The organism is Pseudomonas sp. GD03858 (assembly GCF_029840925.1).
Classification (GTDB): domain Bacteria; phylum Pseudomonadota; class Gammaproteobacteria; order Pseudomonadales; family Pseudomonadaceae; genus Aquipseudomonas.
The window spans coordinates 12,926-37,493 of sequence record NZ_JAOCDM010000016.1; the positions used below are offsets into that span (position 1 = coordinate 12,926).

General features: G+C 62.3%; 22 protein-coding genes and 1 other RNA gene. 7 read left to right on the top strand and 16 right to left on the bottom strand.

From position 1 onward, the window contains the following. Positions 1-79 precede the first annotated feature (79 nt). The 4 genes from N5D48_RS06910 to N5D48_RS06925 all read left to right on the top strand — a co-directional run bounded on the left by N5D48_RS06910 (position 80) and on the right by N5D48_RS06925 (position 5,686). Positions 80-1,666, top strand: a complete 1,587-nt coding sequence (locus N5D48_RS06910; RefSeq protein ID WP_279882529.1) for a RimK family protein — start codon at positions 80-82, stop codon at positions 1,664-1,666. 12 nt (positions 1,667-1,678) lie between these two features. Beyond that, on the top strand, positions 1,679-2,719 hold the full coding sequence (locus N5D48_RS06915; RefSeq protein ID WP_279882531.1) for a magnesium transporter CorA family protein: 1,041 nt from the start codon (positions 1,679-1,681) through the stop codon (positions 2,717-2,719). Positions 2,720-3,142: 423 nt separating this feature from the next. Further along, complete coding sequence (gene gabP, locus N5D48_RS06920; protein ID WP_279882533.1) at positions 3,143-4,534, top strand: GABA permease; 1,392 nt, start codon at positions 3,143-3,145, stop codon at positions 4,532-4,534. A 129-nt stretch (positions 4,535-4,663) separates the two neighbouring features. Further along, positions 4,664-5,686: a PDDEXK nuclease domain-containing protein gene (locus tag N5D48_RS06925; RefSeq protein ID WP_279882535.1), complete on the top strand. Its 1,023-nt coding sequence runs from the start codon at positions 4,664-4,666 to the stop codon at positions 5,684-5,686. Here the strand turns inward: N5D48_RS06925 and N5D48_RS06930 are convergent. The 13 genes from N5D48_RS06930 to N5D48_RS06990 all read right to left on the bottom strand — a co-directional run bounded on the left by N5D48_RS06930 (position 5,683) and on the right by N5D48_RS06990 (position 19,309). Further along, a complete protein-coding gene (locus N5D48_RS06930; RefSeq protein WP_279882537.1) occupies positions 5,683-6,684 on the bottom strand; it encodes an alpha/beta fold hydrolase in 1,002 nt (333 codons plus the stop codon). The two genes, N5D48_RS06925 and N5D48_RS06930, sit on opposite strands and share 4 nt — an antisense overlap. 370 nt (positions 6,685-7,054) lie before the next feature. Next, positions 7,055-8,923 (bottom strand): DUF2075 domain-containing protein, encoded by a 1,869-nt coding sequence (locus N5D48_RS06935; RefSeq protein ID WP_279882539.1) that lies wholly within the window; start codon positions 8,921-8,923, stop codon positions 7,055-7,057. Positions 8,924-8,947: 24 nt separating this feature from the next. Next, positions 8,948-9,331: a nucleotide pyrophosphohydrolase gene (locus N5D48_RS06940; RefSeq protein WP_279882542.1), complete on the bottom strand. Its 384-nt coding sequence runs from the start codon at positions 9,329-9,331 to the stop codon at positions 8,948-8,950. Between the two features lie 366 nt (positions 9,332-9,697). Continuing rightward, positions 9,698-10,089: a transfer-messenger RNA gene (ssrA, locus tag N5D48_RS06945) on the bottom strand. Between the two features lie 95 nt (positions 10,090-10,184). Further along, positions 10,185-10,478 (bottom strand): hypothetical protein, encoded by a 294-nt coding sequence (locus tag N5D48_RS06950; RefSeq protein ID WP_279882544.1) that lies wholly within the window; start codon positions 10,476-10,478, stop codon positions 10,185-10,187. A 148-nt stretch (positions 10,479-10,626) separates the two neighbouring features. Further along, complete coding sequence (locus N5D48_RS06955) at positions 10,627-10,875, bottom strand: hypothetical protein (protein ID WP_279882546.1); 249 nt, start codon at positions 10,873-10,875, stop codon at positions 10,627-10,629. 372 nt (positions 10,876-11,247) lie between these two features. Continuing rightward, entirely contained in the window at positions 11,248-11,496 is a 249-nt protein-coding gene (locus N5D48_RS06960) for a hypothetical protein (RefSeq protein WP_279882548.1), read from the bottom strand. Beyond that, positions 11,493-12,005 carry a hypothetical protein gene (locus tag N5D48_RS06965; RefSeq protein WP_279882550.1) on the bottom strand — a complete coding sequence of 171 codons (513 nt, stop codon included), beginning with the start codon at positions 12,003-12,005 and terminating at the stop codon, positions 11,493-11,495. Before N5D48_RS06965 ends, N5D48_RS06960 begins: the two co-directional genes overlap by 4 nt. Positions 12,006-12,298: 293 nt before the next feature. Further along, positions 12,299-12,535 carry a DUF3077 domain-containing protein gene (locus tag N5D48_RS06970; protein ID WP_279882552.1) on the bottom strand — a complete coding sequence of 79 codons (237 nt, stop codon included), beginning with the start codon at positions 12,533-12,535 and terminating at the stop codon, positions 12,299-12,301. Further along, the gene (locus tag N5D48_RS06975; protein ID WP_279882554.1) at positions 12,532-12,771 is read right to left on the bottom strand and encodes a hypothetical protein; all 240 of its coding nucleotides are present in this window, start codon (positions 12,769-12,771) and stop codon (positions 12,532-12,534) included. Before N5D48_RS06975 ends, N5D48_RS06970 begins: the two co-directional genes overlap by 4 nt. A gap of 776 nt (positions 12,772-13,547) precedes the next feature. Continuing rightward, the gene (locus N5D48_RS06980) at positions 13,548-16,358 is read right to left on the bottom strand and encodes an FAD-binding and (Fe-S)-binding domain-containing protein (protein ID WP_279882556.1); all 2,811 of its coding nucleotides are present in this window, start codon (positions 16,356-16,358) and stop codon (positions 13,548-13,550) included. 71 nt (positions 16,359-16,429) lie between these two features. Next, entirely contained in the window at positions 16,430-17,575 is a 1,146-nt protein-coding gene (gene lldD / locus N5D48_RS06985; protein WP_279882558.1) for an FMN-dependent L-lactate dehydrogenase LldD, read from the bottom strand. Between the two features lie 63 nt (positions 17,576-17,638). Beyond that, positions 17,639-19,309 carry a lactate permease LctP family transporter gene (locus N5D48_RS06990; protein ID WP_279882561.1) on the bottom strand — a complete coding sequence of 557 codons (1,671 nt, stop codon included), beginning with the start codon at positions 19,307-19,309 and terminating at the stop codon, positions 17,639-17,641. Positions 19,310-19,568: 259 nt separating this feature from the next. On the opposite strand from N5D48_RS06990, the gene N5D48_RS06995 reads away from it, so the two are divergent. Continuing rightward, on the top strand, positions 19,569-20,336 hold the full coding sequence (locus N5D48_RS06995; RefSeq protein WP_279882563.1) for an FCD domain-containing protein: 768 nt from the start codon (positions 19,569-19,571) through the stop codon (positions 20,334-20,336). Positions 20,337-20,457: 121 nt separating this feature from the next. On the opposite strand, the gene smpB is transcribed toward N5D48_RS06995, so the two are convergent. Continuing rightward, positions 20,458-20,940: an SsrA-binding protein SmpB gene (gene smpB / locus N5D48_RS07000; RefSeq protein WP_011532120.1), complete on the bottom strand. Its 483-nt coding sequence runs from the start codon at positions 20,938-20,940 to the stop codon at positions 20,458-20,460. Positions 20,941-21,101: 161 nt separating this feature from the next. Between smpB and N5D48_RS07005 the strand changes: the two genes are divergently transcribed. Further along, positions 21,102-21,536 carry a type II toxin-antitoxin system RatA family toxin gene (locus N5D48_RS07005; RefSeq protein ID WP_279882565.1) on the top strand — a complete coding sequence of 145 codons (435 nt, stop codon included), beginning with the start codon at positions 21,102-21,104 and terminating at the stop codon, positions 21,534-21,536. A 68-nt stretch (positions 21,537-21,604) separates the two neighbouring features. Here the strand turns inward: N5D48_RS07005 and N5D48_RS07010 are convergent, their stop codons facing one another. Beyond that, positions 21,605-22,126 (bottom strand): outer membrane protein assembly factor BamE, encoded by a 522-nt coding sequence (locus N5D48_RS07010; RefSeq protein ID WP_279882567.1) that lies wholly within the window; start codon positions 22,124-22,126, stop codon positions 21,605-21,607. Between the two features lie 97 nt (positions 22,127-22,223). Here N5D48_RS07010 and fur point away from each other — a divergent pair, with 97 nt between their 5' ends. Beyond that, positions 22,224-22,628 (top strand): ferric iron uptake transcriptional regulator, encoded by a 405-nt coding sequence (gene fur / locus N5D48_RS07015; protein WP_134692394.1) that lies wholly within the window; start codon positions 22,224-22,226, stop codon positions 22,626-22,628. Positions 22,629-22,740: 112 nt separating this feature from the next. Here the strand turns inward: fur and recN are convergent, their stop codons facing one another. Further along, positions 22,741-24,414, bottom strand: a complete 1,674-nt coding sequence (gene recN, locus N5D48_RS07020) for a DNA repair protein RecN (RefSeq protein WP_279882570.1) — start codon at positions 24,412-24,414, stop codon at positions 22,741-22,743. Between the last annotated feature and the right edge of the window lie 154 nt (positions 24,415-24,568).

A 24,568-nucleotide genomic window follows, 5' to 3' on the forward strand; every position in this document is an offset into this window, starting at 1 on the left:
AAGTTGCGTAATGAAACGGGACATTCGAAAAACTTCGTGCTTAATAGAAGCAGTGTGTACCCAACACAGGGCTTCAAAAATGTCTTCGTTTCAGGAACCCTTGCCTGGTTGGACCAGGGAAAGTTCAAACCAATCCGCAACTGGTGTTATTTATCCACTGCCGCTGGACAGCAAGTCAAGCCAGTTGGTGATTATCGTGGAACGCCGTGATGACTGGGCTTCGTACCTCCCGAGCGAGGATGTCGTGACGGCTCAGGAATATCTGGAACAGCCGCGCGAAGCGGAAAGTGGCAAACGCGTTCAAGTCATAAACTTATGTCGTAATTATAAGTACCTAGGCCATGGTTATTATTGTTCGCTGTTGGCCGAGGCGCGCGGGCATAAAGTTATTCCGTCGGTAAGAAGTATCAGTGAGTTGACCCGCAAGTCGCTGTATGGATTGGCCCTCGACGACATGACCAGTCGCCTGGAGAGTGCCCTGGCCAATCACCCCTATGGCGAAACCGAAGGCTTCACCCTGACCCTGTATTTCGGCCGTACCGACCTGGAACCGCTGCAGGATATCGCCCGCCAGCTGTTCGAAAGTTTCCCGTGTCCGATCCTGCTGGTGGAGTTTCGCAAGAGCAGCACCTGGCATATCGCCGGGGTCAAGGCCGGCGCGCTGCACAAGCTGCGCGAAGACCAGCAGGACCAGTTCGCCAATGCGCTCGACGGTTTCAGCCGCAGAATCTGGCGCCAGCCGCGTTCACGTCGCGTGGCGCGCTATGACCTGGCGATCCTCCACGACCCCGACGAAGCATTGCCGCCGTCCAACCCCGAGGCGCTCGAGCGCTTCGTGCGTGCCGGGCATCAGCTGGGCATCGACGTCGAGCTGATCGGCAAGAAGGACTACGCGCGCCTGGCCGAGTACGACGCACTGTTGATCCGCGAGACCACCAGCGTCGACAACCACACCTACCGCTTCGCCAAGAAGGCCGAGAGCGAAGGGCTGGTGGTGATGGACGACCCGGCGTCGATCCTGCGTTGCACCAACAAGGTCTACCTGACCGACCTGCTGCGCAGCCATCGCCTGGCCATGCCGGCCAGCGAGATCCTCTACCGCGACAACCCCCAGGCCCTGGAAGGGATCGGCGAGCGCCTGGGCTTCCCGCTGGTGCTGAAGATTCCCGACGGCTGCTTCTCCCGCGGCGTGATCAAGGTCAAGGACCCCGCCGAACTCCAGGCCGCCACCGCCGAACTGTTCGAGCATTCGGTGCTGCTGCTGGCCCAGGAATACCTCTACACCGAGTACGACTGGCGCATCGGCGTGCTCAACCGCAAGCCGATCTTCGCCTGCCAGTACTTCATGTCCAAAGGGCACTGGCAGATCTTCAACCACCAGGCCCAGCGTGACGAGGTCAACGGCGAATGCCGCACCCTGGCCGTGCACGAGGCACCGCGCGCGGTGGTGGAGCTGGCGGTAAAGGCCGCCAACCTGATTGGCGACGGGCTGTATGGCGTGGACCTCAAGCAGGTGGGCGACCGGGTGGTGGTGATCGAGGTCAACGACAACCCCAACCTCGACGCCGGCATCGAGGATGCCTATCTGCACGACGACCTCTACACCCTGGTGCTGGAGGAATTCATCCGCCGCCTGGAGCAGAAGCGCCGGGGGCAAGCCTGGTAACGAGGTGCTGGCATGATCGAAAGCTACAGCCTGGCCCATGGCCAGTTGCGCAAGCGCGAAGGGCTCGATTGCGAGGTGCTGCTGTTCGTCGAACCGGACAGTGCCGAGCGTGAACTGCTGCAGGCCTGGTTCCATCTGGACGCCCATGCCTTGGCGTCGGCGCTGGACCCGGACGAGGTGTCGCGGATCGAGCTGCACCGCGACGGTCTGTTCCTGATCTGGAAGCGCCCGGAGAGCTATACCGGAGGCGACAGCTTCGCCTTCCAGGTGTCGTCGTTCGGCATGCTGATGGTCGACGGCCACCTGGTGCTGATCGCCCCGGACGCCTCCCTGCTCGATGGCCTCGGGCAACGCCATGCGCTGCACGACCCGATGGATGTCCTGCTGGCCATCCTGCTGGACAACCTGCACCACTACCTGGGGCACCTGAAGGTGATCAAGATGGTCGCCCGCGAACTGCAGCAGCGCTTCGAGCAGTCGCTGGAAAACCACCACCTGATGCAGATGTTCAACCTCAGCGAGAGCCTGATCCACTACATCAACGCCATCCACAGCAATGGCGCGGTGCTCTCGCGGCTGCGCGCCCATGGCGAGAAGCGCCATTTCAATCCCGAGGTGCTGGCGCTGATCGACGACCTGGTCATCGAGAATACCCAGTGCCACAAGCAGGCCGAGATCTACTCGACGGTGTTCGCCGGACTCATGGACGCCCGTGGCAACCTGGCCAACAACGCGATGAACGAAACCCTGCGCAAGCTCACCCTGATCAACGTGGTGTTCCTGCCGCTGAACCTGATCGCCAGCATTGGCGGCATGTCCGAATTCAGCATGATGACCGCAGGCGTGCCATGGTGGCTGGCTTATGCGCTGCTGGTGCTGGCGATGATGCTGCTGGGCGTATTGATGGTGCTGGCGCTCAAGCGCCTGGCACGATCGGGAAAACATCGCGGTCCTGTGGGAGCGGGTTCACCCGCGAATGCGTTGGAGAATCCACAGGCCCTTTCGCGGGTAAACCCGCTCCCACAGGCACCAGCGTTTCACCCTAACCCGTAGGTGCCAACCATGCTGGCGAAGCCCTGCATAGCCGGCCAGTTTCGATCGTTAATCCGCAGAGCCCATGAGCAACCTGCAGATCGGCCTGATGATCGTCACCGCGATCGTGGTTTTCGCCGTGCTGAACTTCTACCGGGACCACCTGCGTGACCGCGACTGACGCTCTCAGGCATGCCGAGGGGCTTGACTGGCGTGGATAGGCACGCAGTGTCGTGATCGAACACTTACCTGGCGTTCCCGAGCATTTTGCTGGCGCCGCGCCCGGCTTAAAGTGAAGCCCGCATCCCCATGGTGCGTTGCCCCAGGCGCGTGAGAAGGCCGATAACAGAGCGTGCGCAACGTACTCCGCCCTTTGCCGAGGAGACCGTTTTCGCCTACGCCTGCCCGTCCCTTCCTTGTGTCAGCAAAAAGAGAACAACATCAATGAACACCGTGGGAACTGATGGCAACCTTGCTCAAGGTTTCAAGCCTCGTCACGTAACGATGCTGTCCATCGCCGGCATCATCGGCGCGGGACTGTTCGTCGGCTCCGGGCACGCCATCGCGGCGGCCGGGCCGGCCACCATCCTCTCCTATTTCGTGGCCGGTACCCTGGTGGTGCTGGTCATGCGCATGCTCGGCGAAATGGCCGTGGCCCATCCCGACACCGGTTCGTTCTCCACCTACGCCGACCAGGCCATCGGCCGCTGGGCCGGCTACACCATCGGCTGGCTGTACTGGTGGTTCTGGGTGCTGGTGATCCCCATCGAGGCACTGGCCGCGGGCCATGTGCTCAATGCCTGGTTCCCCCAGGTGGACAGCTGGATCTTCGCCCTGGCCTCGGTGCTGCTGCTGGCCTGCACCAACCTGTTCAGCGTGGCCAAGTACGGCGAGTTCGAGTTCTGGTTCGCGATTCTCAAGGTCACCGCCATCCTCGGCTTCATCGGCCTGGGCGTTGCCGCGTTGCTGGGCTGGCTGCCCGAGCGCGAAGTCAGCGGCCTGAGCAGCTTGATCGACGAGCACGGCGGCTTCGCGCCCAAGGGCTGGTCGGCGGTGGTCGGCGCCTTCATCACCGTGATGTTCAGCTTCATCGGCACCGAGGCGGTGACCATCGCCGCCTCCGAGTCCAGCGACCCGGCGCGCAACATCGCCAAGGCCACCCGCTCGGTGATCTGGCGCATCAGCACCTTTTATATTCTGTCGATCTTCGTGATCATCTCGGTGGTGCCGTGGAACGACCCGCAACTGGCGGTGGTGGGCTCCTACCAGCGCGCCCTGGAGATCATGAACATTCCCAACGCCGCGCTGATGGTCGACTTCGTGGTGCTGATCGCCGTGACCAGCTGCATGAACTCGTCGATCTACATCGCCTCGCGGATGATGTATTCGCTGGCCAAGCGCGGCGATGCCCCGGCCCTGCTGAAGAACACCTCCAAGGTCGGCGTGCCGCGCGCGGCGGTGTTCGGCAGCACCTTGATCGGCGCGGCCATCGCCATCCTCAACTACTTCGCGCCCAAGGGCGTGTTCGAGTTTCTGCTGGCCAGCTCCGGCGCCATCGCGCTGCTGGTGTACCTGGTGATCGCCATATCGCAGCTGCGCATGCGCGCCCGCCTGGAGCGCGAGAACGCCAACTTGAAGTTCCGCATGTGGCTGTTCCCCTGGCTGACCTGGGCGGTGATCCTGTTCATCTCCGGCGCCCTGGGCGTGATGATGTTCACCGAGGAACACCGCGCCGAAGTGACCGCGACACTGAGCCTGGCGATCGTGATTTCGTTCCTGGGCATCGTCACCACGCGCGGGCATGGGCGGGTGGTGGGAGCAAGGTCGATGGGCTGATGGCTTTGCCGGGGACGAGAGGGCGCCACAGGGCGCCCTCTTTGCGTTTTGCAACAGTTACGTTGTCAGCCAATGTGATGAATGCCCATAGACTCTTGCGCTCATCGATCATCGCCAGGGAGTCGTCGCATGAACACCGAGTCTCGAGGTGCAACCGCGTCCGTAACGGCCAGCACGCGCTTCGCTGAAGTGATTGCACTGATCCAGACGGCTCGCCAGCGCGCGGTCCAGGCCGTGAACACCCAACTGATCGAGTTGCATTGGCAGGTTGGGGCATACATCAGTCGCAAACTGGAGGCAGCCGAGTGGGGTGACGGTGTGATCAGCCAATTGGCGGATCATCTGGCACTGACCCAGCCGGGGCTGAGAGGTTTTACCCGACGGAACCTGTTCCGCATGCGTCAGTTTTATGAGGTATATCGTGGGCATGAGGAGAAAGTGTCAGCACTGCTGACACAAATTCCATGGACCCAAAACCTGATCATCCTCAGCCAGTGCAAACGCCCCGAAGAGCGTGAGTTCTACTTGCGTATGGCGGCGCAGGAGAAGTGGTCGAGCCGTGAGCTTGAGCGTCAACTCAAGGCCGCGCTATTCGAGCGCAGCATGACGCAACCGGCCAAGGCATCGGCCGCGCTCACCCTGGCTCATCCGTCGGCCCTGGAAGTGTTCCGCGATGCCTACATGATCGAGTTCCTCGGCCTACCGGGCGGGCACGCCGAGGCCGACCTGCACCAGGGGTTGCTCGGCCGCCTCAAGGACTTCCTGGTCGAACTGGGCCGCGACTTCTGCTTCGTCGGCTCGCACTACCCCTTGCAAGTGGGCGGCCGTGACTTCGCCCTCGACCTGTTGTTCTTCCACCGTGGCCTCAACTGCCTGGTGGCCATTGAACTGAAGGTGGGGCGCTTCGAACCCGAATACCTGGGCAAGCTGGATTTCTATCTCGAAGCCCTCGACCGCAACGAACGCAAAGCCCACGAAAACCCCGCCATCGGCGTGCTGCTGTGTGCCAGCAAGGACGATGAAGTGGTCGAGTACGCCCTCAACCGCAGCCTGTCGCCGGCGCTGATCGCCGAGTACCAGACCCGCCTGCCGGACAAGGCGCTGTTGCAGGCCAAGCTGCAGGAGTTCTATGCCCTCGATGCACAGCGCTAGGGTTTGCGCGCAAACAGCACCTCGGCCACGCTCGGGCTGGCGAACAGATGGCCGGCATCGTGCCCTGCCTCGGGAATGACGAACTGGCGATGCGCAACGGCGACACCCCAGGTGCGTGACAGGAAACCTTCGTAACGCAGGTAGTCGAGCTGGCGCTCGAGTCGATTCCGCCCCTGAGCCTCGGCGCCGCAACTGTGGTCCATGACCTTGCTGTCGGCGTGAGTGTCGCGCTCGCCCACCAGGTAGGTCACATCGCGCGAGGCATAGCGGCGAAACAGCTGTCGGGCATCCAGGCCTTGACGGGTGAAGTAGGGCGGCGCTTGTTCGAGGCCGTAGCGATAGTGGTTGTAGTCCGGGCATTGGCCGAGGGGCAATGGCGCGAAGCCGCCCTGCCGTGGTCGGTTGCTGTCCAGGTACAGGTAGGTGGACGGGCTGGAAACCACGTAGCGGATAGCGATGCCCGGCGTTTGCGGTGTGCTGTCAGTCAGTACCGCATAGCGCTGCATGAGTTGCGCCCCGGCGGAGTGGCCGATCAGCACGATCTCTCGCAGATGCGGGTAGCGCTGGCGGTCAGTCAGGTAGGCCAGCAGGTCATCGAGCACGCTGAAGGCCGCGATGCCGCGCTGGCCATCTGTCGAAGGGCTGCCATGCATCCAGCGGTCTTTTGGCCATAGCGGCATGTCGCGGGTGGCAGTGCTGTCGCGTGGGGTGAGGAAGTTGGGGGCCAGCAGCAAGGTGTCTTGCCCGTTCAGGCCGGCGTTGGCCAGCAGTTGCAGGCCGCTGCGGTAGTAGTCCTCGGCGTTGCGGCGCACGCCATGGAGGATGACGATTGCGCGGGTTGCTGGTTGGGGTTGTGTCAGGTCGGTGTTGCTGTAGGCGAGGAAGTTGTAAGGGTGGGTTTGGCCCAGGTGCAATAGCTGGGGGGCGGCGATGGTGGTGGTGCTGAACAGGGCCAGGCAGGTGATTAGGCAGAGCCATGGGGTGCGGTTGGGGGGCATGCTGGTGTGCTCCGTCAATGTAGCGCGCTACTGCTGGCGCTTTTTCGACGCGGCTGTGCCAGGAGTGAGCCTGGCAGTCGTCGATGGAGTGGTGACTGACCTATGGCGGGTTGATCTGCCACGCGGTTGGCTCGTAGACCATCGTTTCGTCCTGGCACTGCGACACCAGCTGATCACTATCACCTGGCTGCCGGGTTGTGGCCCTCAGTGTGTCAGAAACTTTCTCGGGCAAGATGAAGGTCTTGTGCTACAGGCGGTTGGTTGCTTCAGTTCGTTCAACCATGCGCGGGGTGAGGCTCCATCAGGGGCCGCTACATGGCTGGAAAGCCGCCATGACTAACTGTGACCGAACACCTGGCAAACGATACCGTCAAGGATTGCTGTGTTGGCTAAGCCGACTTTCGAAGTATTGCGCAGTCTCTTTGTCGGTGCAGTACAGGTAGCAACCCTTCATCCCGCGCGTCATCAGGGTTCGGTAAGTATTTTTGATGATCAGGTCTGTTTCATTCTTCGCGAGGGTAGGTTGCTCTTTCATCATTTTTTTCCAGCCGCGAATCGATTTATCGTGCTTGTCACGCTCATCCGGGGATGTCACTACCTGACCGTCACGTACGACTAGGTCTGGCCCGATGATCACCCCGATGTAGTCGACTTCCAAACCTTGGCAGGTATGAATGCAGCCAACCTGCTCGATGGAGTTCTCAGCGATGATCCATAGGCTGCCATCCTGGTCCAGGTTCCATTGGCGTTTGTAGCCACCAATGACGATGTCAGCAGCGGAAGGGTCTTTCTTGCTCAACCAAGGCCAGCAATAGCCCGCGACCACACGAGCTTTGTTTCCGTGGTTTTTCTCGTTGATTGCTTCATGCATCGCTTGAGGTGAGTCGAACACCTTAAACTCGTACTCTTGAGCCTCAAGCGTTGGATTTGCCGTCGAGCGAATGCCTAGCGTGTCGTCCAGCCATGCCAGGTAACCGTCAGAACCACTGCAGCGAAACTGTGAAGACAGCACGTGTTCTTCAACCACAGCACCCTTGGCTTTTGCAAAGGCGCGTATCGCCTGCTTGCTGCCGATATCGCTCAACGTTACACGCTGGTCTTCATCAATGAAGAAAATTGAGCATTTCGCTGAGTCAACCAGTTCTTTGATCTGGTTCTCCCCAAGGTTTCCGTAAAGCCCGCTTTTCTCATTCAGCCGGTGAGCTTCGTCCACGATTAGCGCATCGAATGTGTTGGACTCAGTGTCGATGAATGCCCCAGAGCCTGAAAAGAAATTCGAGAAATGGCTGCGCTTGATGGTGCCAACCAGTTTGCTTTCGTAGACCTTGCGTGGGGCAGCATTCTTGGAGACGTATTTGCTCATCAGCTTCAATTCGGTGAGCTTCACCAGCAGATTAATAGCCAGAACAGTTTTCCCGGTACCCGGCCCACCTTCGATGATCATCACCTTGGGTGCTTGGTCCGAGGCCTCGCTTGCTGCCGCCAGCGCCGACTCGAAAATTGCTTTCTGATCGTCAATCAATACGAACTCGGGTTTGCCTTTCATCAACCCACCGAGGGCTTCGGCTAGCGCCTTGGACGGACGAATTTTTCCTTCGGACAGTTCGTAAAGAACCTCTTTGTTGTCGCCATGAGTTATATGCTTTTTCAGAAAACTTCGGAGTTTACTGAGCTCTTCCGGGCCTTTCAGAAATAGCGGAGCCTTGCTGATGTGGGGCTCGTAGTGCGCTGAATCTATGACGCCGTCGCTGACGTAGTTATGGAGGTAGGCACACGGACGGATTTCGATGCTTTTGTCATACACCGCCTCGTTGAAACCCTCCAACAGCGCTGCATATGACCACACCTGATAGGACGGGTGGATGGTCTCAACGAGGCCGCCACCCAATGCCGTTTTGACGATGGCATCCTTGGTTGTGGCGTTGGCCTTGCTCCATTGCTTCAGCTCGATCAGTACGGCTTTTTTTGCCTGGTTTTCGTCGCGACCGGTGAGTAGAAAGTCGATTCGCTTCGACGACTGCGGAATGTGCAACTCAATGGCCAGGCCTGCATCGCTCGGGAGGGCCTCATCTCTAAGGACCTTGGCCATGTACGTCAGGGACCCTTGCCACGACCTGATTTCCGAGGAGCCAACGTTCTTGCCGGTAGCTTCCTTGTAATGCCTGAGGATCACCTCCTCAATGTCATCGTTATCGTTGTCTTTAAGAAATTGCTGTTTGGTCGCAGCGTAAACGATCACGGGTTGTCCTTAGATCCGGGTTGATCAGAGTCGGTCGTACTTCTTGCTGCTGCTTTTGGCTTTATCCACAGGGTATTTCTGGCCGTTCGAGGCGAGTTTCCGTGTTACTGCTTCGTTGAGATCCACGCCGAGTACGCTGCTCAGGCGCACCAGGTACATCAGTACGTCCGCCAGTTCATCCATGACGGCTTGGCCGATTTCGGGATCTGTTGCGGCGGAGATAGAATCGGCATCACTCATCCATTGGAAAATCTCGCACAGCTCTCCTACCTCGCCAGTGAGAGCCAGGATGAGATTTTTTGGGGAGTGGAACTGCTGCCAATCGCGATCGTCCGCGAATCGCTGCAGGGATGCGGCAAGCTTCACGACGTCAACCAGCGGCGCGGATGAGCAGTCTGAGTCACTCACGGGGTTTTCTCTTGGGCATCGATGGAGAAGGCGTGTAGGAAATCCGGCCTGTGATTGTAAGAGTTTTTGCTGCGCCCGCAGGTTTTTTTGTGCTTTCCCTCTGCTGTTGACTGCCGGCCGGATTGCTTCCCTTAGCCTTGCGCGGCTATGCGCTCTGCTTGCTTGCACTACCCGCAGCTGAGCTTTCGCAACACGGCGGGGATTCACCAGGCGATCCGGATCATCAGCCGGTTGGCCAGTGAGCAGTTCAGCAAACTGGAGGCGATGAAGGAGTAGAGGGAAAAGTGACGGTGTGGTGTCGGTGCCCTTGCGGCACTGAATCCCAGGCACAAAAAAGACGCCCGAGGGCGTCTTCTTATTTGGATTTGGTGGAGCCGGGGGGATTTGAACCCCCGTCCGCCAGTACTCCGCTGTCGGTACTACATGCTTAGCCGTGTCTACTGAGTTAATCCGCAGCCGCCCGACGGGCAGGGTGCTTTGGACGAGTTGGGTAAGTTTTAGTCGCTTCGCCCCCAACGTGCTGCACGACGATCCTGTTCTGTATGACAATCATTTCGGGTTTACAGGCATCCCCTGATGATTGCTGGAGCCGAAGCTACCAGGAGAGCGGGCTCAGCTGCTTACGCAGCGAGAGCGTAGCCCTCGTAGTTTTCGTCATTGGCAACTATAGAAAGTTGCAACAGTGGATTTACGAGTTCTGTTACCAACTCGGCATGCACCTAGAGTTTCGCTACCGGCGTCGAATCCTAATCGGCCCCACACTCAGCTCTAGCTGGCGTCCCTTTTACGGGATGCGAGGTGGAGTATACGCCTTTGCGCGGGCGGCGTCGACAGGCGGGCCGCCCGTGCGAGGTCAGGCGCCGCTGCCGCCTGCAGAACCGCTGCCTTTCTCGGTCTTTTCCAGGCGCTCGAGCACTTTGCTGGTGATGGCGATGCACTCTTTGTTGTTGCCCGCGGCTTGCGCGGCCTTGGCTTTGTCGACGTGCTCGGTGATGGCCTTGTCCAGGCCTTCGGAGGTGGCGCCGGCGGTGGCCATGGCATCGTCGATCTTCTGCAGGTTGATGGCGCACAGGTCATCGGCGGCGAACACAGGCGAGGCCAGCAGGGTTGCGGCCGCGAACAGGGCGGATAGCGCAGTGCCTTTCATGGGAGTCTCCTTGTGCAGGCCTCTGGAGGGTGGGCCTGAACGGTGGACGGTCGACGGTGGGCGAGGGTTCAATCGATGTGATGGCAGGGGCGAGGAGGGGGACGTTGGTGTGGGAGCGATGCAGGGAACCCTATCGCGGGGCACTCTCTTAGTCATCATCGTTGCGAGAGTAGCGCGACCGTTTGAAAAGCAGCCGTTGGCCTATGAGCAGGCACAGGCTTGCCCACTGTCCGCCATCCAGGCGCAGCACTTGCTCTTGGCCAAGCTGCGTACAGGCGGTGATACCTGTGGCCGTGAGCACGAAGCAGAGCACGCATCTGATGGTGCTCGATTTGAAGGCCCAGTCGAGAAAGACGCCCGCGATCATCAAGCACGCTAGGAAATAGAGGTCCGCCATGGAGTGTCCAGTCAGATCATGAGGAGTACTGAGGACGTTTGTGGGCCTATGCCACCGGTCACCTGGGCAAAGAGGGAGACCAGTACATCGCCCGCGTGAAACGTAGGTAGTCGGCTTCTGGCCAGCTGGTTTGTCGCGCTTTTGGTCACGCCGCCGGTAAGCAAACCGGCGGTGAACCCCATAGGCCCCGCTACGAGTGTGCTCACCGCTTGTCCTGTTGCTGTACTGAACAGATCCGAGAAGTCGTGACGTTGGGCGGGGTGATACCTATGGGAGTGAGCTGGCCTGCAAATCAGACGTTGTGATTGATGGCACCGGCTTGGCCGGTGTTCGCGGGGCAAGCCCGCTCCCACGAGTGGGGCAGGTACTCTCTTAGTCATCGTCGTTGCGAGAGTAGCGCGACCGTTTGAAAAGCAGCCGGTAGCCTACGAGCACCAACAGTATTCCCCAGTCCCCACCATCGAGATGCCACACTTGCTGTTCGCGCAGCTGGGTACAGGTGGTGATACCTGTGGCGGTGAGCACAACGTAAAGCACGCATCTGATGGTTCTTGATTTGAAGGCCCAGTCGAGCAAGACGCCCGTGATCATCAAGCAAGTGAGGAAGTAGAGTGTCGTCATGGCGTGCCTGGTTGAATTATGAGGAGCATGGAGGATGTTTGTGGGCCTATGCCGCCATTAACCTGGGCATAAAGGGAAACCAGTACATCACCGGCATGAAACGTGGGGAGCCTGCTTTTGGCCAACTGGCTGGCCGTGGTACCGGCTGCGCCTCCGGCAAGCAATCCGGCGGCAAAACCTGCAGGGCCACCGACGAGTGTCGTTGCCGCCTGGCCTACTGATGCACCCAGCAGATTCAAGATGTCGTGGCGTTGCTCATTCAACAGATCGCCCTGCAAGCGACTGAGCGGACGCGACACGGCGACCCGCATATGGCACGGCAGTTTGCCGGGCAGCATCCTGTCGTAGAGCTCAGCCACTTTTTCGACGACCTGATAGTGCCCTTTGTGCACGAACGGCAAGCTCAGGGCGCGCAGGTGACAGCATTGCTCGGGTGCAATCACGAACGTGTGCACGTCGAACGCAATGCCGTATGAGGCAATGACGTGATAGGTCTTGTCGACTTGCATGGGTGCGTCCCTTCGGCCGCCTTTGGGGCCTTGATCCATGGGCATCGAACGATGTCACTGGAGTGGATGTGCGGCTATTCAGCTCGGGCTGAATGATCGGTACGAAACGTCTGGAGGTGGTTCGCCGGTAAGACGGCGCCTACATGGGATGGACGGGGTGATGCTTGTGGGGGTGGTTTTTTGCCGAGAAAGAGGCGCGTAGCGGTCCCCCTGGGTTTCAGTGTTGAGTAAAGATCGTCGGGGCCGCTTTGCGGCCCTTTCGCGGCACGAGGCCGCTCCTACAGGGGGAGGGGTTAGTGGGTGAGCTTTTCCAGGGCTAGCTCCATGTCGTCGATCAGTGCCTTGGCCATGGCGCTGAGGATGCGCGCCGAGCTGCCGGCGAGCAGGTCGCTTTCCATCTCGGCTTCACAGGTCAGGTGGCGGATGCAGCCGAGCAGTATCGACAACTCGCTGAAGGCATCGGCGAACGGGATGCCGGGCTGCACGCAGAACATGTCCATGCAGGTGGTCTTTCCTGGGGTGACGGTCATGGCTGCGCTCCTGGCTTGTGTTCGAGCAGCGCGCAGGCGAGCTGGCCGAGGTAGTCGCTGGCGGTGAACAGGCGGTCGCGGTAGTCGCCAGGCTCGGTCTTGAAGTAGACATCCAGTACATCGGAAATGGCAGTGGCTACCTCGACGGCGGCGGCCATGGCGTCTTCGCGGGTGAGGGTGGGAGAGATGGTGAGGTAGGACGCGATGTGGGGTGGGTCAGGGACAACCTTCTTCATGGTGAGCGCTCCGGCGCATTGAATGAATGCTGCCAGCCGTGCCTTTCTCACGGGACGAAGGGTGGCAGCCTTGCATGGGGTGAGAAACCGAGGCGCAGGAGAAACTCGGCCAGACCGAAGTCTGCCCATGCACGGCTGCCATAACAGGATTGCCGAACTCCTAACACCTCGGGTTCTCACGCCCGGTCACCAAATGTGGCGACGGAGTGACGTTATCCCTGGGGTATTTCCCCGGCAACGCGGCGGCTTCCGACAGGTGCGTAGGATAGGTCCCAAGCCTTTTGGGCTGAAGCATTTGGTTGCAGGTTCGGAAATGTCTTACGCCGTTGCGGGGTGCCTGATCAGGATCTGGTAATGGCCACCAGGTGCATGTCGAAAGATTGGGTCAGGGCCACCAGGTGCCTGCCGATGTTCTTGCAGCGCCCTTGAGATCGAGCGCCGCCCGCGCGGCGCATCGCGACGCAAGGCCGCTCCTACATCTGTTTCGGGCCAATGAGTCCTGTGAAAGTACCGCTGCCCGCCTTGGCGCATGCCTTGAGCCATGTGGGGCGGCAGCAACGCCCACGCTGAAATTGTGTCGAGCCAACAAGGCGGACCAGGTAATGGCACAGGATTGACTGGCCCGAAACAGATGTAGGAGCGGCCTTGCGTCGCGATGCGCCGCGCGGGCGGCGCTCGATCTCAAGGGCGCTGCAAAAACATCGGCGAACACCTGGTGGCCCTCACCGAATACCCCGGCATGCACCTGGCTGCCCTCACGCGATCTCAGCCAACAATCAAATCGCCCGCGCCCGCGTAACCCGATCCACCAGATACACCAACCCGTGATAGTCGATCCCACTATGGCTCGACAACCCAATCTCACAGGTACGACTGGTAGAAATCCCTTCACTGCAATACTGCACCGCATCCTTGAGCGTGCGCAGCGAGTGGGCATTGAGCTCGGGCGTGGTGAACCCCTTGTCGCCAGCAAACCCACAGCAATGGATACCTTCAGGAATCACCACATTCTTGCTGCAACGCCGCGCCAAATCGATCAGCGCCTGGCTCTCGCCCAGATGCTGGGTGCTGCAGGTCACATGCACCGCCACCGGCTCTTCCTGGGGCGTGAACTCGAGCCTGTCGACCAGGTGGGTGCGGATGAAGCGCACTGGGTCGTACAGGTCCAGCCGTGTCTCGGCCAGGTCCTGCACCAGGCGCAGGGTGCAGGGGCTGGTGTCGCAGTAGATCGGGTCGAGGCCGCCGCGGCTGGCGTGCAGCAATGCGGCGATCAGTTCCTGGCGCTTGTGCTCGGCCTGTTCGGGATAGCCCTTGGAGGCAAACGGCTGGCCGCAGCACAGGCTATCGGCGTTGTCGGGGAACACCACCTGGTAGCCGGCTTTCTCCAGCAGGGCGCGGGTCTTGTCGAGCAGCGAGCTCTGCTCGCGGTCGGCGTAGGCCGGGCCCATCACCCGCGAGACGCAGGCGGCCAGGTAGACCACGCGTGGGCGGGCGTCGTGGCTGGGCAGCGGCAATGTGACGGCGCGCAGCGGCTGGGGCATGGCCGGGGTCCATTGCGGCAGGCGGCCGTGGCTGGCCTTGCGCAGGCCGGCGCTCAGGCGGGCCAGGCGTGGGGCGCCGAGCAGCTGGCGCGCGCCGTTGGCGGCGGCCAGGGTCAGGCGGGCGCCGCGCAGGGTGGTGTGGAAATGCTCGGCCAGCCAGTCGGCGGCCTTGGTGTGGTCGGCGGCCTGGCTGCGCAGTTTCTTCACCAGCTCGCCGGTGTTGATGCCCACCGGGCAACGCTGGGCGCACAGGCCGGTGGCGGCGCAGGTGTCGATGCCCTGGTACTGGTAGGTCCGCAGCAGTTCGCGGGTATCGAGGCCGGCGCGCTGCTTGGCCTGGATATCGCGCCACATGACGATGCGCTGGCGTGGGCTGAGGGTGAGCCCTTTCGACGGGCACACCGGCTCGCAGAAACCGCACTCGATGCACTTGTCGACGATCTCGTCGGCGGCCGGCAGCGGCTTGAGGTTTTTCAGGTGGATATCCGGGTCGCTGCTCAGCACCACGTCGGGGTTGAGGATGCCGTTGGGGTCGAGCAGGTGCTTGAGCTGCCACATCAATTGGTAAGCGTCCTTGCCCCATTCCAGCTCGACGAAAGGCGCCATGTTGCGCCCGGTGCCGTGCTCGGCCTTGAGCGAGCCGCCGAACTCCACGGCCACCAGTTGTGCCACGTCGTCCATGAAGGCCTGGTAGCGGGCCACTTCTTCGGCGCTGTTGAAGCCCTGGGTGAAGACGAAGTGCAGGTTGCCTTCCAGCGCGTGGCCGAAAATGATCGCCTCGTCGTAGCGGTGCTTGTCGAACAGCTGGATCAGGCGGTTGACGCCCTCGGCCAGTTGCTCGATGGGGAAGGTGACGTCTTCGATGATCACCGTGGTGCCGGTCTGGCGCACGGCGCCGACGGCGGGGAAGGTGTCCTTGCGGATTTTCCACAGCTGGTTGTACACCGCTGGGTCTTCGCTGAAGGCGACCTTCTGCTCCAGCGGGTAGTCGGCGATGGAGTCCATCACCTGGTCGAGCTGTTCGTGCAGCAGGCTCTGGCTGGCGGCGCGGCATTCGATCAGCAGAGCGCAGGCGTTGGCCGACAGGTCCTTGACCCAGGCCGGCATGCCTGGCATGGCCTGCACCGAGCGCAGGCTGCGGCGGTCGAGCAGCTCCACGGCGGACACGGGCTGGCGCTTGAGCACAGTGACGGCGCGGCAGCAGCTTTCGACGCTGGGGAACACCAGCAGGGCGCTGGCCTTGTGCGGGTGGTCGGGCACGGTGTCGTAGGTGACGGCGCTGATGAAGCCGAGGGTGCCTTCGGAACCGACCAGCAGGTGCTGCAGGATATCGAGCGGCTGGTCGTAGTCCACCAGGGCGTTGAGCGACAGGCCGGTGGTATTTTTCAGTCGGTACTTGTGGCGGATGCGATCGGCCAGTTCGGTGTTGGCGCGGGTCTCGCGGCCCAGGCGGGCGAGTTCGTCGAGCAGCGTGGCGTGGCTCTGTTCGAAGGCGGCGACGCTGGCCGGGTCTTCGCTGTCCAGGCGGGTGCCGTCGGCCAGCACCAGGCGCAGGCCGGCCAGGGTATGGTAGGTGTTCTGCGCGGTGCCGCAGCACATGCCGCTGGCGTTGTTGGCGACGATGCCGCCGATCTTGCAGGCGTTGATCGAGGCCGGGTCGGGGCCGATCTTGCGTCCGTACGGGGCCAGCCAGGCGTTGGCCTGGGCGCCGATCACGCCGGGTTGCAGGCGGATCTGCTCACCTTGGCCGCGAATTTCCCGGCCGTTCCAGTTGTCGCCGAGCACGATCAGCACCGAGTCGCTGATGGCCTGGCCAGACAGGCTGGTGCCGGCGGCACGGAAGGTCACCGGCACGCGGTCGCGCTGGGCCAGCTGGATCAGCGCGACCACTTCGTCCTCGGATTCCACGCGCACCACCAGCTTGGGGATCAGCCGGTAGAAGCTGGCGTCGGTGCCGAAGGCCAGGGTCGAGGTGGGGTCGTCGAAACGGCGTTCGGCGGGGATCAGGCGCTCGGCATCACGCAGGAACGCAGCGGGCAGGCTCATGCAGTCTCCTCGCGGGGCCGCGGCGTCTGGCGCGCGGCGTGCCCCGGGCAATCAGGCGGTGGCGGGCGCGTTCAGGCGCCCAGTTCGCGGACCAGCGAGTCGCGGGTGATCTCGCTGATGGACTTGGCGCCGGTCAGCACCATGGCCACGCGCATTTCTTTCTCGAACAGCTCCAGCAGGTTCTTCACGCCGGCTTCGCCGTGGGTGGCCAGGGCGTAGAGGAAGGCGCGACCGATCAGCACGGTGTCGGCGCCCAGGGCGATCATGCGCACCACATCGAGGCCGCTGCGGATGCCGGAGTCGGCGAGGATCTTGATGTCGCCCTTGACCGCGTCGGCGATGGCCGGCAGGGCGCGGGCGCTGGACAGCACGCCGTCGAGCTGGCGGCCGCCGTGGTTGGAGACGACGATACCGTCGGCGCCGAACTTGACCGCGTCGCGTGCGTCGTCGGCATCGAGAATGCCCTTGATGATCATCGGGCCGTCCCAGAATTCGCGGATCCACTCCAGGTCTTTCCAGGAGATGGACGGGTCGAAGTTGGCGCCGAGCCAGCCGATGTAGTCGGCAAGGCCCGTGGGGTTGCCACGGTATTTGGAAATGTTGCCCAGGTCGTGGGGGCGGCCGAGCAGGCCGACGTCCAGCGCCCACTGTGGGTGGGTCATGGCTTGCCATACGCGGCGCAGCGGCGCGTTCGGACCGCTCATGCCGGCGTGGGCGTCGCGGTAGCGGGCGCCGGGCACGGGCATGTCGACGGTGAACACCAGGGTCTTCACGCCAGCGGCCTTGGCGCGCTCCAGGGCGTTGCGCATGAAGCCGCGGTCTTTCAGTACGTAGAGCTGGAACCACATCGGCCGGTCGATGGCCGGGGCCACTTCCTCGATCGGGCACACCGACACGGTGGACATGGTGAAGGGGATGCCATGGGCCGCCGCCGCGCGCGCCGCCTGCACTTCGCCACGGCGGGCGTACATACCGGTGAGGCCGACCGGGGCCAGGGCCACGGGCATGCTCAGGGTCTCGTCGAACAGCCGGGTCTCGAGGCTCAGTTCGGACATGTTCTTCAGCACGCGCTGGCGCAGGGCGATGCTGGCCAGGTCCGAGACGTTGTGGCGCAGGGTGTGCTCGGCGTAGGCGCCGCCGTCGGCGTAGTGGAAGAGGAACGGGGGCAGCTTGCGTTGGGCCGCGGCGCGATAGTCGGTGGAGGCGGAAATGATCATGGATTCTCGCAGCGTGGGTTGAAGGTGATGCCGGGCGCGCCACGGCGCCCGGCCCCTTTCACTTTAGTGATGAACCAGCATGCCGGTGAGCCAGTAGGCCTGGACCAGGGTGATCAGGCCGACGATGGTGGCGAAGAACAGGCTGTGCTTGACGGTGAAGCGGAACAGATCGGATTCCTTGCCGACCAGGCCGGTGGCGGCGCAGGCCACGGCGATCGATTGCGGCGAGATCATCTTGCCGGTGACGCCGCCGCTGGTGTTGGCGGCCACCAGCAGGGTGTCGCTGACGCCGATCTGGTGCGCGGTGGTGGCCTGCAGCGAGCTGAACAGGGCGTTGGACGAGGTGTCGGAGCCGGTCAGGAACACGCCCAGCCAGCCAAGGAACGGCGAGAAGAACGGGAACGCGGCGCCGGTGCCGGCCAGTACCAGGGCCATGGTCGAGGACATGCCCGAGTAGTTGGTGACGAAGGCGAAGGCCAGCACCATGCCGATCGACAGGATCGGCCAGCGCAGCTCCCAGAAGGTCTCTTTGAAAGTGGTAAGACCAGTTTTGAAGTTGATCTTCAGCACCCACATTGAGATCAGCGCCGAGAGGAAGATCGCGGTGCCGGTGGCGGAGATCGGGTCGAGCTTGAACACCGCTGGCATGGCGGTCGGCGCGGTGACGATCGGCGCGGTCTTGATCACCAGCTGGTCGAGGTGCGGGATGGCGAAGTTGAACACGAAGTTGTACATCGCGCCGCCCGGGGCGAACGCGGCCTTGAACGGCTTGAGGGTCCAGATGGTCACCAGCACGGTGAGGATCAGGAACGGCGACCAGGCCTTGAAGATCTCGCCGAAGCTGTACGGGCTAGGCTGGCTGCCACCCGATTGCACCACGGCGGCGCCGACGCTGCCCTTGGCTTCGGTGAACGCGCGCTTGGGCTGCCAGACTTTCAGGAACAGGGTCAGGGCGATCAGGCTGGCCAGGGCCGAGGTGATGTCCGGCAGCTCCGGGCCGATGAAGTTGGAGGTGAAGTACTGGGTGACGGCGAAGCTTGCGCCTGCGACCAGGGCTGCTGGCCAGGTCTCCTTCACGCCGCGCATGCCGTCCATCATGAATACCAGCCAGAACGGCACGAACAGCGACAGCAGCGGCAGCTGGCGGCCGGTCATGGCGCCGATATGGAAGGCGTCGATGCCGGTCACCTGGCCGGCGACGATGATCGGGATGCCGAGGGCGCCGAAGGCCACTGGCGCGGTGTTGGCGATCAGGCACAAGCCGGCGGCGTACAGCGGGTTGAAGCCCAGGCCCACCAGCAGCGCGGCGGTGATGGCCACCGGGGCGCCAAAGCCGGCCGCGCCTTCGAGGAAGGCGCCGAAGCAGAAGCCGATCAGCAGCACTTGCAGGCGCTGGTCGTCGGTGATCGACAGCACCGAGCTGCGGATCACTTCGAACTGGCCGCTCTTGACCGTGAGTTTGTAGAGGAACACCGCGGCGACGATGATCCAGGCAATCGGCCACAGGCCGTAGAGGAAGCCATAACCCGCGGCGGCCAGGGCCATGTCGACGGGCATCTGGAAGGCGAAGATCGCCACCAGGATCGACAGCGCGAGGGTGATGCTGCCGGCGACGTGGCCCTTGAGGCGGAACACGGCGAGGGCGAGGAAGAAGAACACGATGGGAATGACCGCCGCCAGCGCGGACAGGCCGAGGCTACCAAGCGGGGTATAGAGTTGTTGCCAGGTTTGCATATGGGGTGGCCCCTAATTGTTGTTGGTCAAGGCACTGGCATTGGATAATTGGTAAGACCAATTTACAATGGCTGGTCGCTAGGTTAAAAGCGCCGTTGCGGGTGTGTCAATTTGTCCTGTGGAAAAGTTTGCGCGGATGCCGATGAACGGGCGGCTGGTGGGTGGCGAAAAACGCCATCTGATAGGTGTCGGGGCGGGCCTGTTAGGCGCAGAATAGGCGCCCCCGGATCCGCATCCCGGGGTTCGTGGAGAGCATGTGATGGTTTTTGATCAGGTCCGCCAGCGGCGCCTGTCCGACGACATCGTCGATCGGTTGGAAGGGATGATTCTCGAAGGCACGCTCACGTCGGGGCAGCGCCTGCCGGCCGAGCGGGCATTGGCCGAGCAGTTCGGTGTGTCTCGGCCTTCGCTGCGCGAGGCGATCCAGAAGCTGGTGGCCAAGGGGCTGCTGGTCAGTCGCCAGGGTGGCGGCAACTATGTGGCCGAGTCGCTGGGTTCGACCTTCAGCGATCCGTTGCTCAAGCTGCTCGAGGGCAGTCCCGAGGCGCAGCGCGACCTGCTGGAGTTTCGCCATACGCTGGAGGCATCCTGCGCCTATTACGCGGCCCAGCGGGCCACCGGGCCGGATCGTGAGCGGCTGAAGGTGGCGTTCGATGCGCTCCAGGATTGCTATAACCGGGTCGGAGAAGTCGATCGGGCAGAGGAGGGCGCGGCCGATGCGCGTTTCCACCTGGCGATTGCCGAGGCCAGCCACAACGCCGTGCTGCTGCATACCATTCGCGGGCTGTTCGACCTGCTCAAGCGCAATGTGGTGACCAACATCGGCGGCATGTACCAGCAGCGCAGCGAGACGCGTGACATGCTGATCAGCCAGCATCGTGAGCTGTACGAGGCAATTGTCGAGGGGCGTGCCGAAGAGGCGCGGGAGGTGTCCAGCCGGCACATTCTGTATGTGCAGGAAGTGCTGGAAGAGGCCCAGGAAGAAGCCCAGCGGCTGGCGCGGGCGGAGCGGCGCAGCGGGCGCTGAGAACAGCTTCATTCGTGGGAGCGGGCTTGCCCCGCGATGGCGATTGCAGGGCCAATCGTGTTGGTCCGCCTGACGCTATCGCGGGGCAAGCCCGCTCCCACGGGCTGCAAAGGGCAGGGTTTTACTCTTCCTTGCCCTTGTTGCGCATGGTGCGCTGCAGCTCGCGGTTGGAGTCGCGTTCGCGCACGGTGTCGCGCTTGTCGAACTCCTTCTTGCCCTTGCCGAGCGCGATTTCGCACTTGATCAGGTGCTTGCTCCAGTACAGCGACATCGCCACGCAGGTATAACCCTTCTGTGCCACGGCCGCTTCCAGGCGCTCGAGCTCGCGCTTGTTCAGCAGCAGCTTGCGCGTGCGGATCGGGTCGGCGATGACGTGGGTGCTGGCGGTGGTCAGCGGGGTGATGTGGCTGCCGAACAGCCAGGCTTCGCCATCCTTGAGCAGCACGTAGCTGTCGGTCAGGTGCGCCTTGCCGGCCCGCAGGCTCTTTACTTCCCAGCCGGACAGGACCAGCCCGGCCTCGAACTTGTGTTCGATGAAGTAATCGTGTCGCGCTTTCTTGTTCTGCGCGATGGTCCCGGTCGGATGTTTCTTTTGCTTAGCCATAGGGGCCGCATTATAGGGAGAGTCCGCGTCCTCGGCTATGGGGTTTAGGTGCGCTTGAGCCTGTTGGGTGAATCCCGGACAATGCAACCCTCGTTCTGCCCCGCGGAACCGTTTCCGAGGCGCTGAAAAGCGCTGCCGCCCCGTTTGGAAGTGACGCCTGGATGACTACCCATATTCAACGCTCCGCTCTGCTGCCGTACCCCGCCCAGGCGCTCTACGATCTGGTCAACGATGTGGCCGGCTACCCGGAGTTCCTGCCCTGGTGCTCGGCGTCCACGGTGCTCGAGGCCAGCGACACGCATATGCGCGCCCGGCTGGAGGTGGCCAAGGGCGGCATGAGCCAGCAGTTCGTCACGCGCAATGTGCTGGTGCCGGGGCAGTCGATCGAGATGAATCTGGAGGAGGGGCCGTTCACCCAGCTGCATGGGTTGTGGATCTTCAAGCCATTGGGCGAAAAGGCCTGCAAGATCAGCCTTGACCTGTCCTTCGACTATGCGGGGGCGCTGGTGCGGGCCACCTTGGGGCCGCTGTTCAACCAAGCGGCCAACACCATGGTCGATGCATTCTGCCAGCGCGCCAAGCAGCTCTACAGCTGACAGAGCCGTCAAGCAGGCGCCCATAGAAAAGCCCGGACATGTCCGGGCTTTTTCGTGGTCGCCTGTGCTTACTGTGGCGAGGTTTCGAGCGGGGCCGGGGTGGGTACCGGAGTAGTCTCGATGTTGTCGATTTCTTTTTGCAGGGTGTCTTCCAGCGAGCCTGGCTTGGCCGGCTTTTCAGGCTGGCTCGGCTGTTTGTCCGGGCTGACGGTGGTATCGCCGCTGCCGCCGAGGATCTCCTGGTCGCGGCTGACGCCCGGCATGAAGTCGCCGGAAAGGCTGACCAGTTGGTCGCTTTCGTTGAAGAAGATGCTCATGCGCTCTTGCTGGCGCTGGCCGCCACCGGGCTGCAGGCTGTACAGGTAATCCCAGCGATTGGTGTGGAAGGTGTCCTGGATCAGCGGGTTGCCCATGATAAACCTTACTTGCCGGCGGGTCATTCCCGGGCGCAATTGGTCTATCATGTCCTGCGTAACGACATTGCCCTGCTGGATGTCGATTTTGTAAACCCCGGGAAACGAGCAACCGGCGAGTGCGAGCAGTCCCACGAGAGTGAAACTGGTTAGCAAGAGCTTGGTGTTGTTTTGCATCGGTGGGCGACTTCCACTATCTTGGCTGGACAACGTAAACCCCGATCATACCCGTATTAAGAGAAGCTGCGAAGCAGCATCGGCGAGAAAGCTGACCATGGTTGAAAATAGCGAATTGCGCAAAGCGGGCCTGAAGGTAACCCTGCCTCGGGTCAAGATTCTTCAGATGCTCGACTCCACCGAACAGCGGCACATGAGTGCCGAGGATGTCTACAAGGCGCTGATGGAAGCTGGCGAGGACGTCGGTCTGGCGACCGTGTATCGCGTGCTGACCCAGTTCGAAGCGGCGGGTCTGGTGGTTCGCCACAACTTCGACGGCGGCCACGCGGTGTTCGAGCTGGCGGATGGCGGTCACCACGACCATATGGTCAACGTGGATACCAGCGAAGTCATCGAGTTCATGGATGCCGAGATCGAACGGCGCCAGAAGGAAATCGTGGCAGAGCATGGTTTCGAGCTGGTGGACCACAATCTGGTCCTGTATGTGCGTAAGAAGAAGTAACGATTTCGGTCGTTGCTCATGACAAAGGCGGCCCTAGGGTCGCCTTTGTGCTTTCTGGCCTTGGCTCACTGATGTGGGTGGGGCTTGCCCGCGAAAGGGCGTTGTCTTGGTATCAGGCCTTGCTGCTCACTACCATCTTGCGCGCGTGGGCCAGGGACTCCTTGGTCAGGTCGATCCCGCCCAGCATGCGTGCCACCTCCTCGACCCGTTCGCGCTTGCCCAGGCTGGCGACGGCGGTGTGGGTCGTGTCGCTGTTGCGCACCTTGTGCACGAACAGGTGGTGATGCCCCTGCGCCGCCACCTGCGGCAGGTGGGTCACGGTCAGCACCTGGCCGCGTTCGCCCAGGCGGCGCAGCAGCTGGCCGACGATCTCCGCGGTAGGGCCGCCGATGCCCACGTCCACTTCATCGAATACCAGGGTGGGAATGCGCGAGGTTTGCGCGGTGATCACCTGGATCGCCAGGCTGATGCGTGACAGCTCGCCACCCGAGGCGACCTTGGCCAGGCCCTTGAGCGGCTGGCCGGGGTTGGCGCTGACCAGCAGTTCGATCTGCTCCAGGCCGTGGGGTGACAGGTCGCCCTGCTCGAAAGGCGTGAGTTCGATGCAGAAGCGCCCGCCAGGCATGCCCAGGCGCTGGATTTCCTGCTCAACGGCTGTGGCCAGCTGTTTGGCGGCGTGCTGGCGCAGGGCGCTGAGCTCGCCGGCCTTCTCTTTATAGTGGTGGGCATAGGCGGTCAGCTCTTCGCCCAGGCGCTCGATGGATTCATCGCTGGCATTCAGCCCCTCCAGCTCTTCCATCAGGCGCTGTTGCAGGTGGGGAAGTTCGGTGGGGTGCACGCGGTGCTTGCGGGCGAGGGTGTAGATAGTGTCGAGACGCTCCTCGAGCGCCTGCAGGCGCAGCGGGTCGGCGTCGAAGTGGTCGAGGAAGCGGTTCAGCTCGCCGACGGCTTCCTCGATCTGGATTTGTGCGCTGGCAATCAGGTTGACCGCCTCGCCCAGCGCCTTGGGGGTGTTGGCGACGGCGGTCAGGCGGTTGAGGCTGACGGTCAGGGCGCTCAACACATTGCCCGAGTCGCTTTCGCTGCATTGGTCGATGACCTGGCGGCAGATGCCGAACAGCGCTTCGGCATTGGTCAGGTTCTTGTGTTCCTGTTCCAGGTGCTCCAGCTCGTTCTCGCCCAGGCCCAGGTTGTCCAGCTCTTCCAGCTGGTAGCTGAGCAGTTGGTGGCGCGCGCGCTGCTCGTCGCCGGAATTGCTCAGGCGCTCCAGTTCCAGGCGCGTCTGGTTCCAGCGCTTGGCTGCCAGCTGCACCTGGCGGGCCAGGTCGCTGGCGCCGGCGTACTCGTCCACCAGGCGGCGGTGGGTATCGAGCTTGAGCAGCGACTGGTGCTCATGCTGGCTGTGGATGTCGATCAGCAGTTCGCCCAGCGCCTTGAGGTCGCCAAGCGGGCAGGGCGTGCCGTTGATATAGCCCCGGCTGCGGCCTTCGGCGGTGATCACTCGGCGCAGGATGCACGGGCCGTCGCTTTCCAGGTCGCGCTCGGCGAGCCAGGTGTGCGCCTCGGGGATGTCGACCAGGTCGAAGGTGGCGAGGATATCGGCCTTGTCGGTGCCCGGGCGCACCACGCCGCTATCGGCGCGATCGCCCAGGGCCAGGCCCAGGGCGTCGAGCATGATCGACTTGCCGGCCCCGGTCTCGCCGGTGATGACGGACATGCCGCGGGCGATCTCGAGGTCGAGGTGTTCGACGATGGCGTAGTTGTGAATGGACAGGTGCACCAGCATGGGTCGGCTCCCGAAGGGTCTTGTCTGGATATTTATACAGTGCTTTTCCCCGGGCTGACAATGCCCGCCCGATGAATGTGGAAAACGGGCCTGCCCCTTGAACCTGGATTTTCCGGCCCCATATAGCCGGCAAGACATGGCGAGCCTGGCTCGC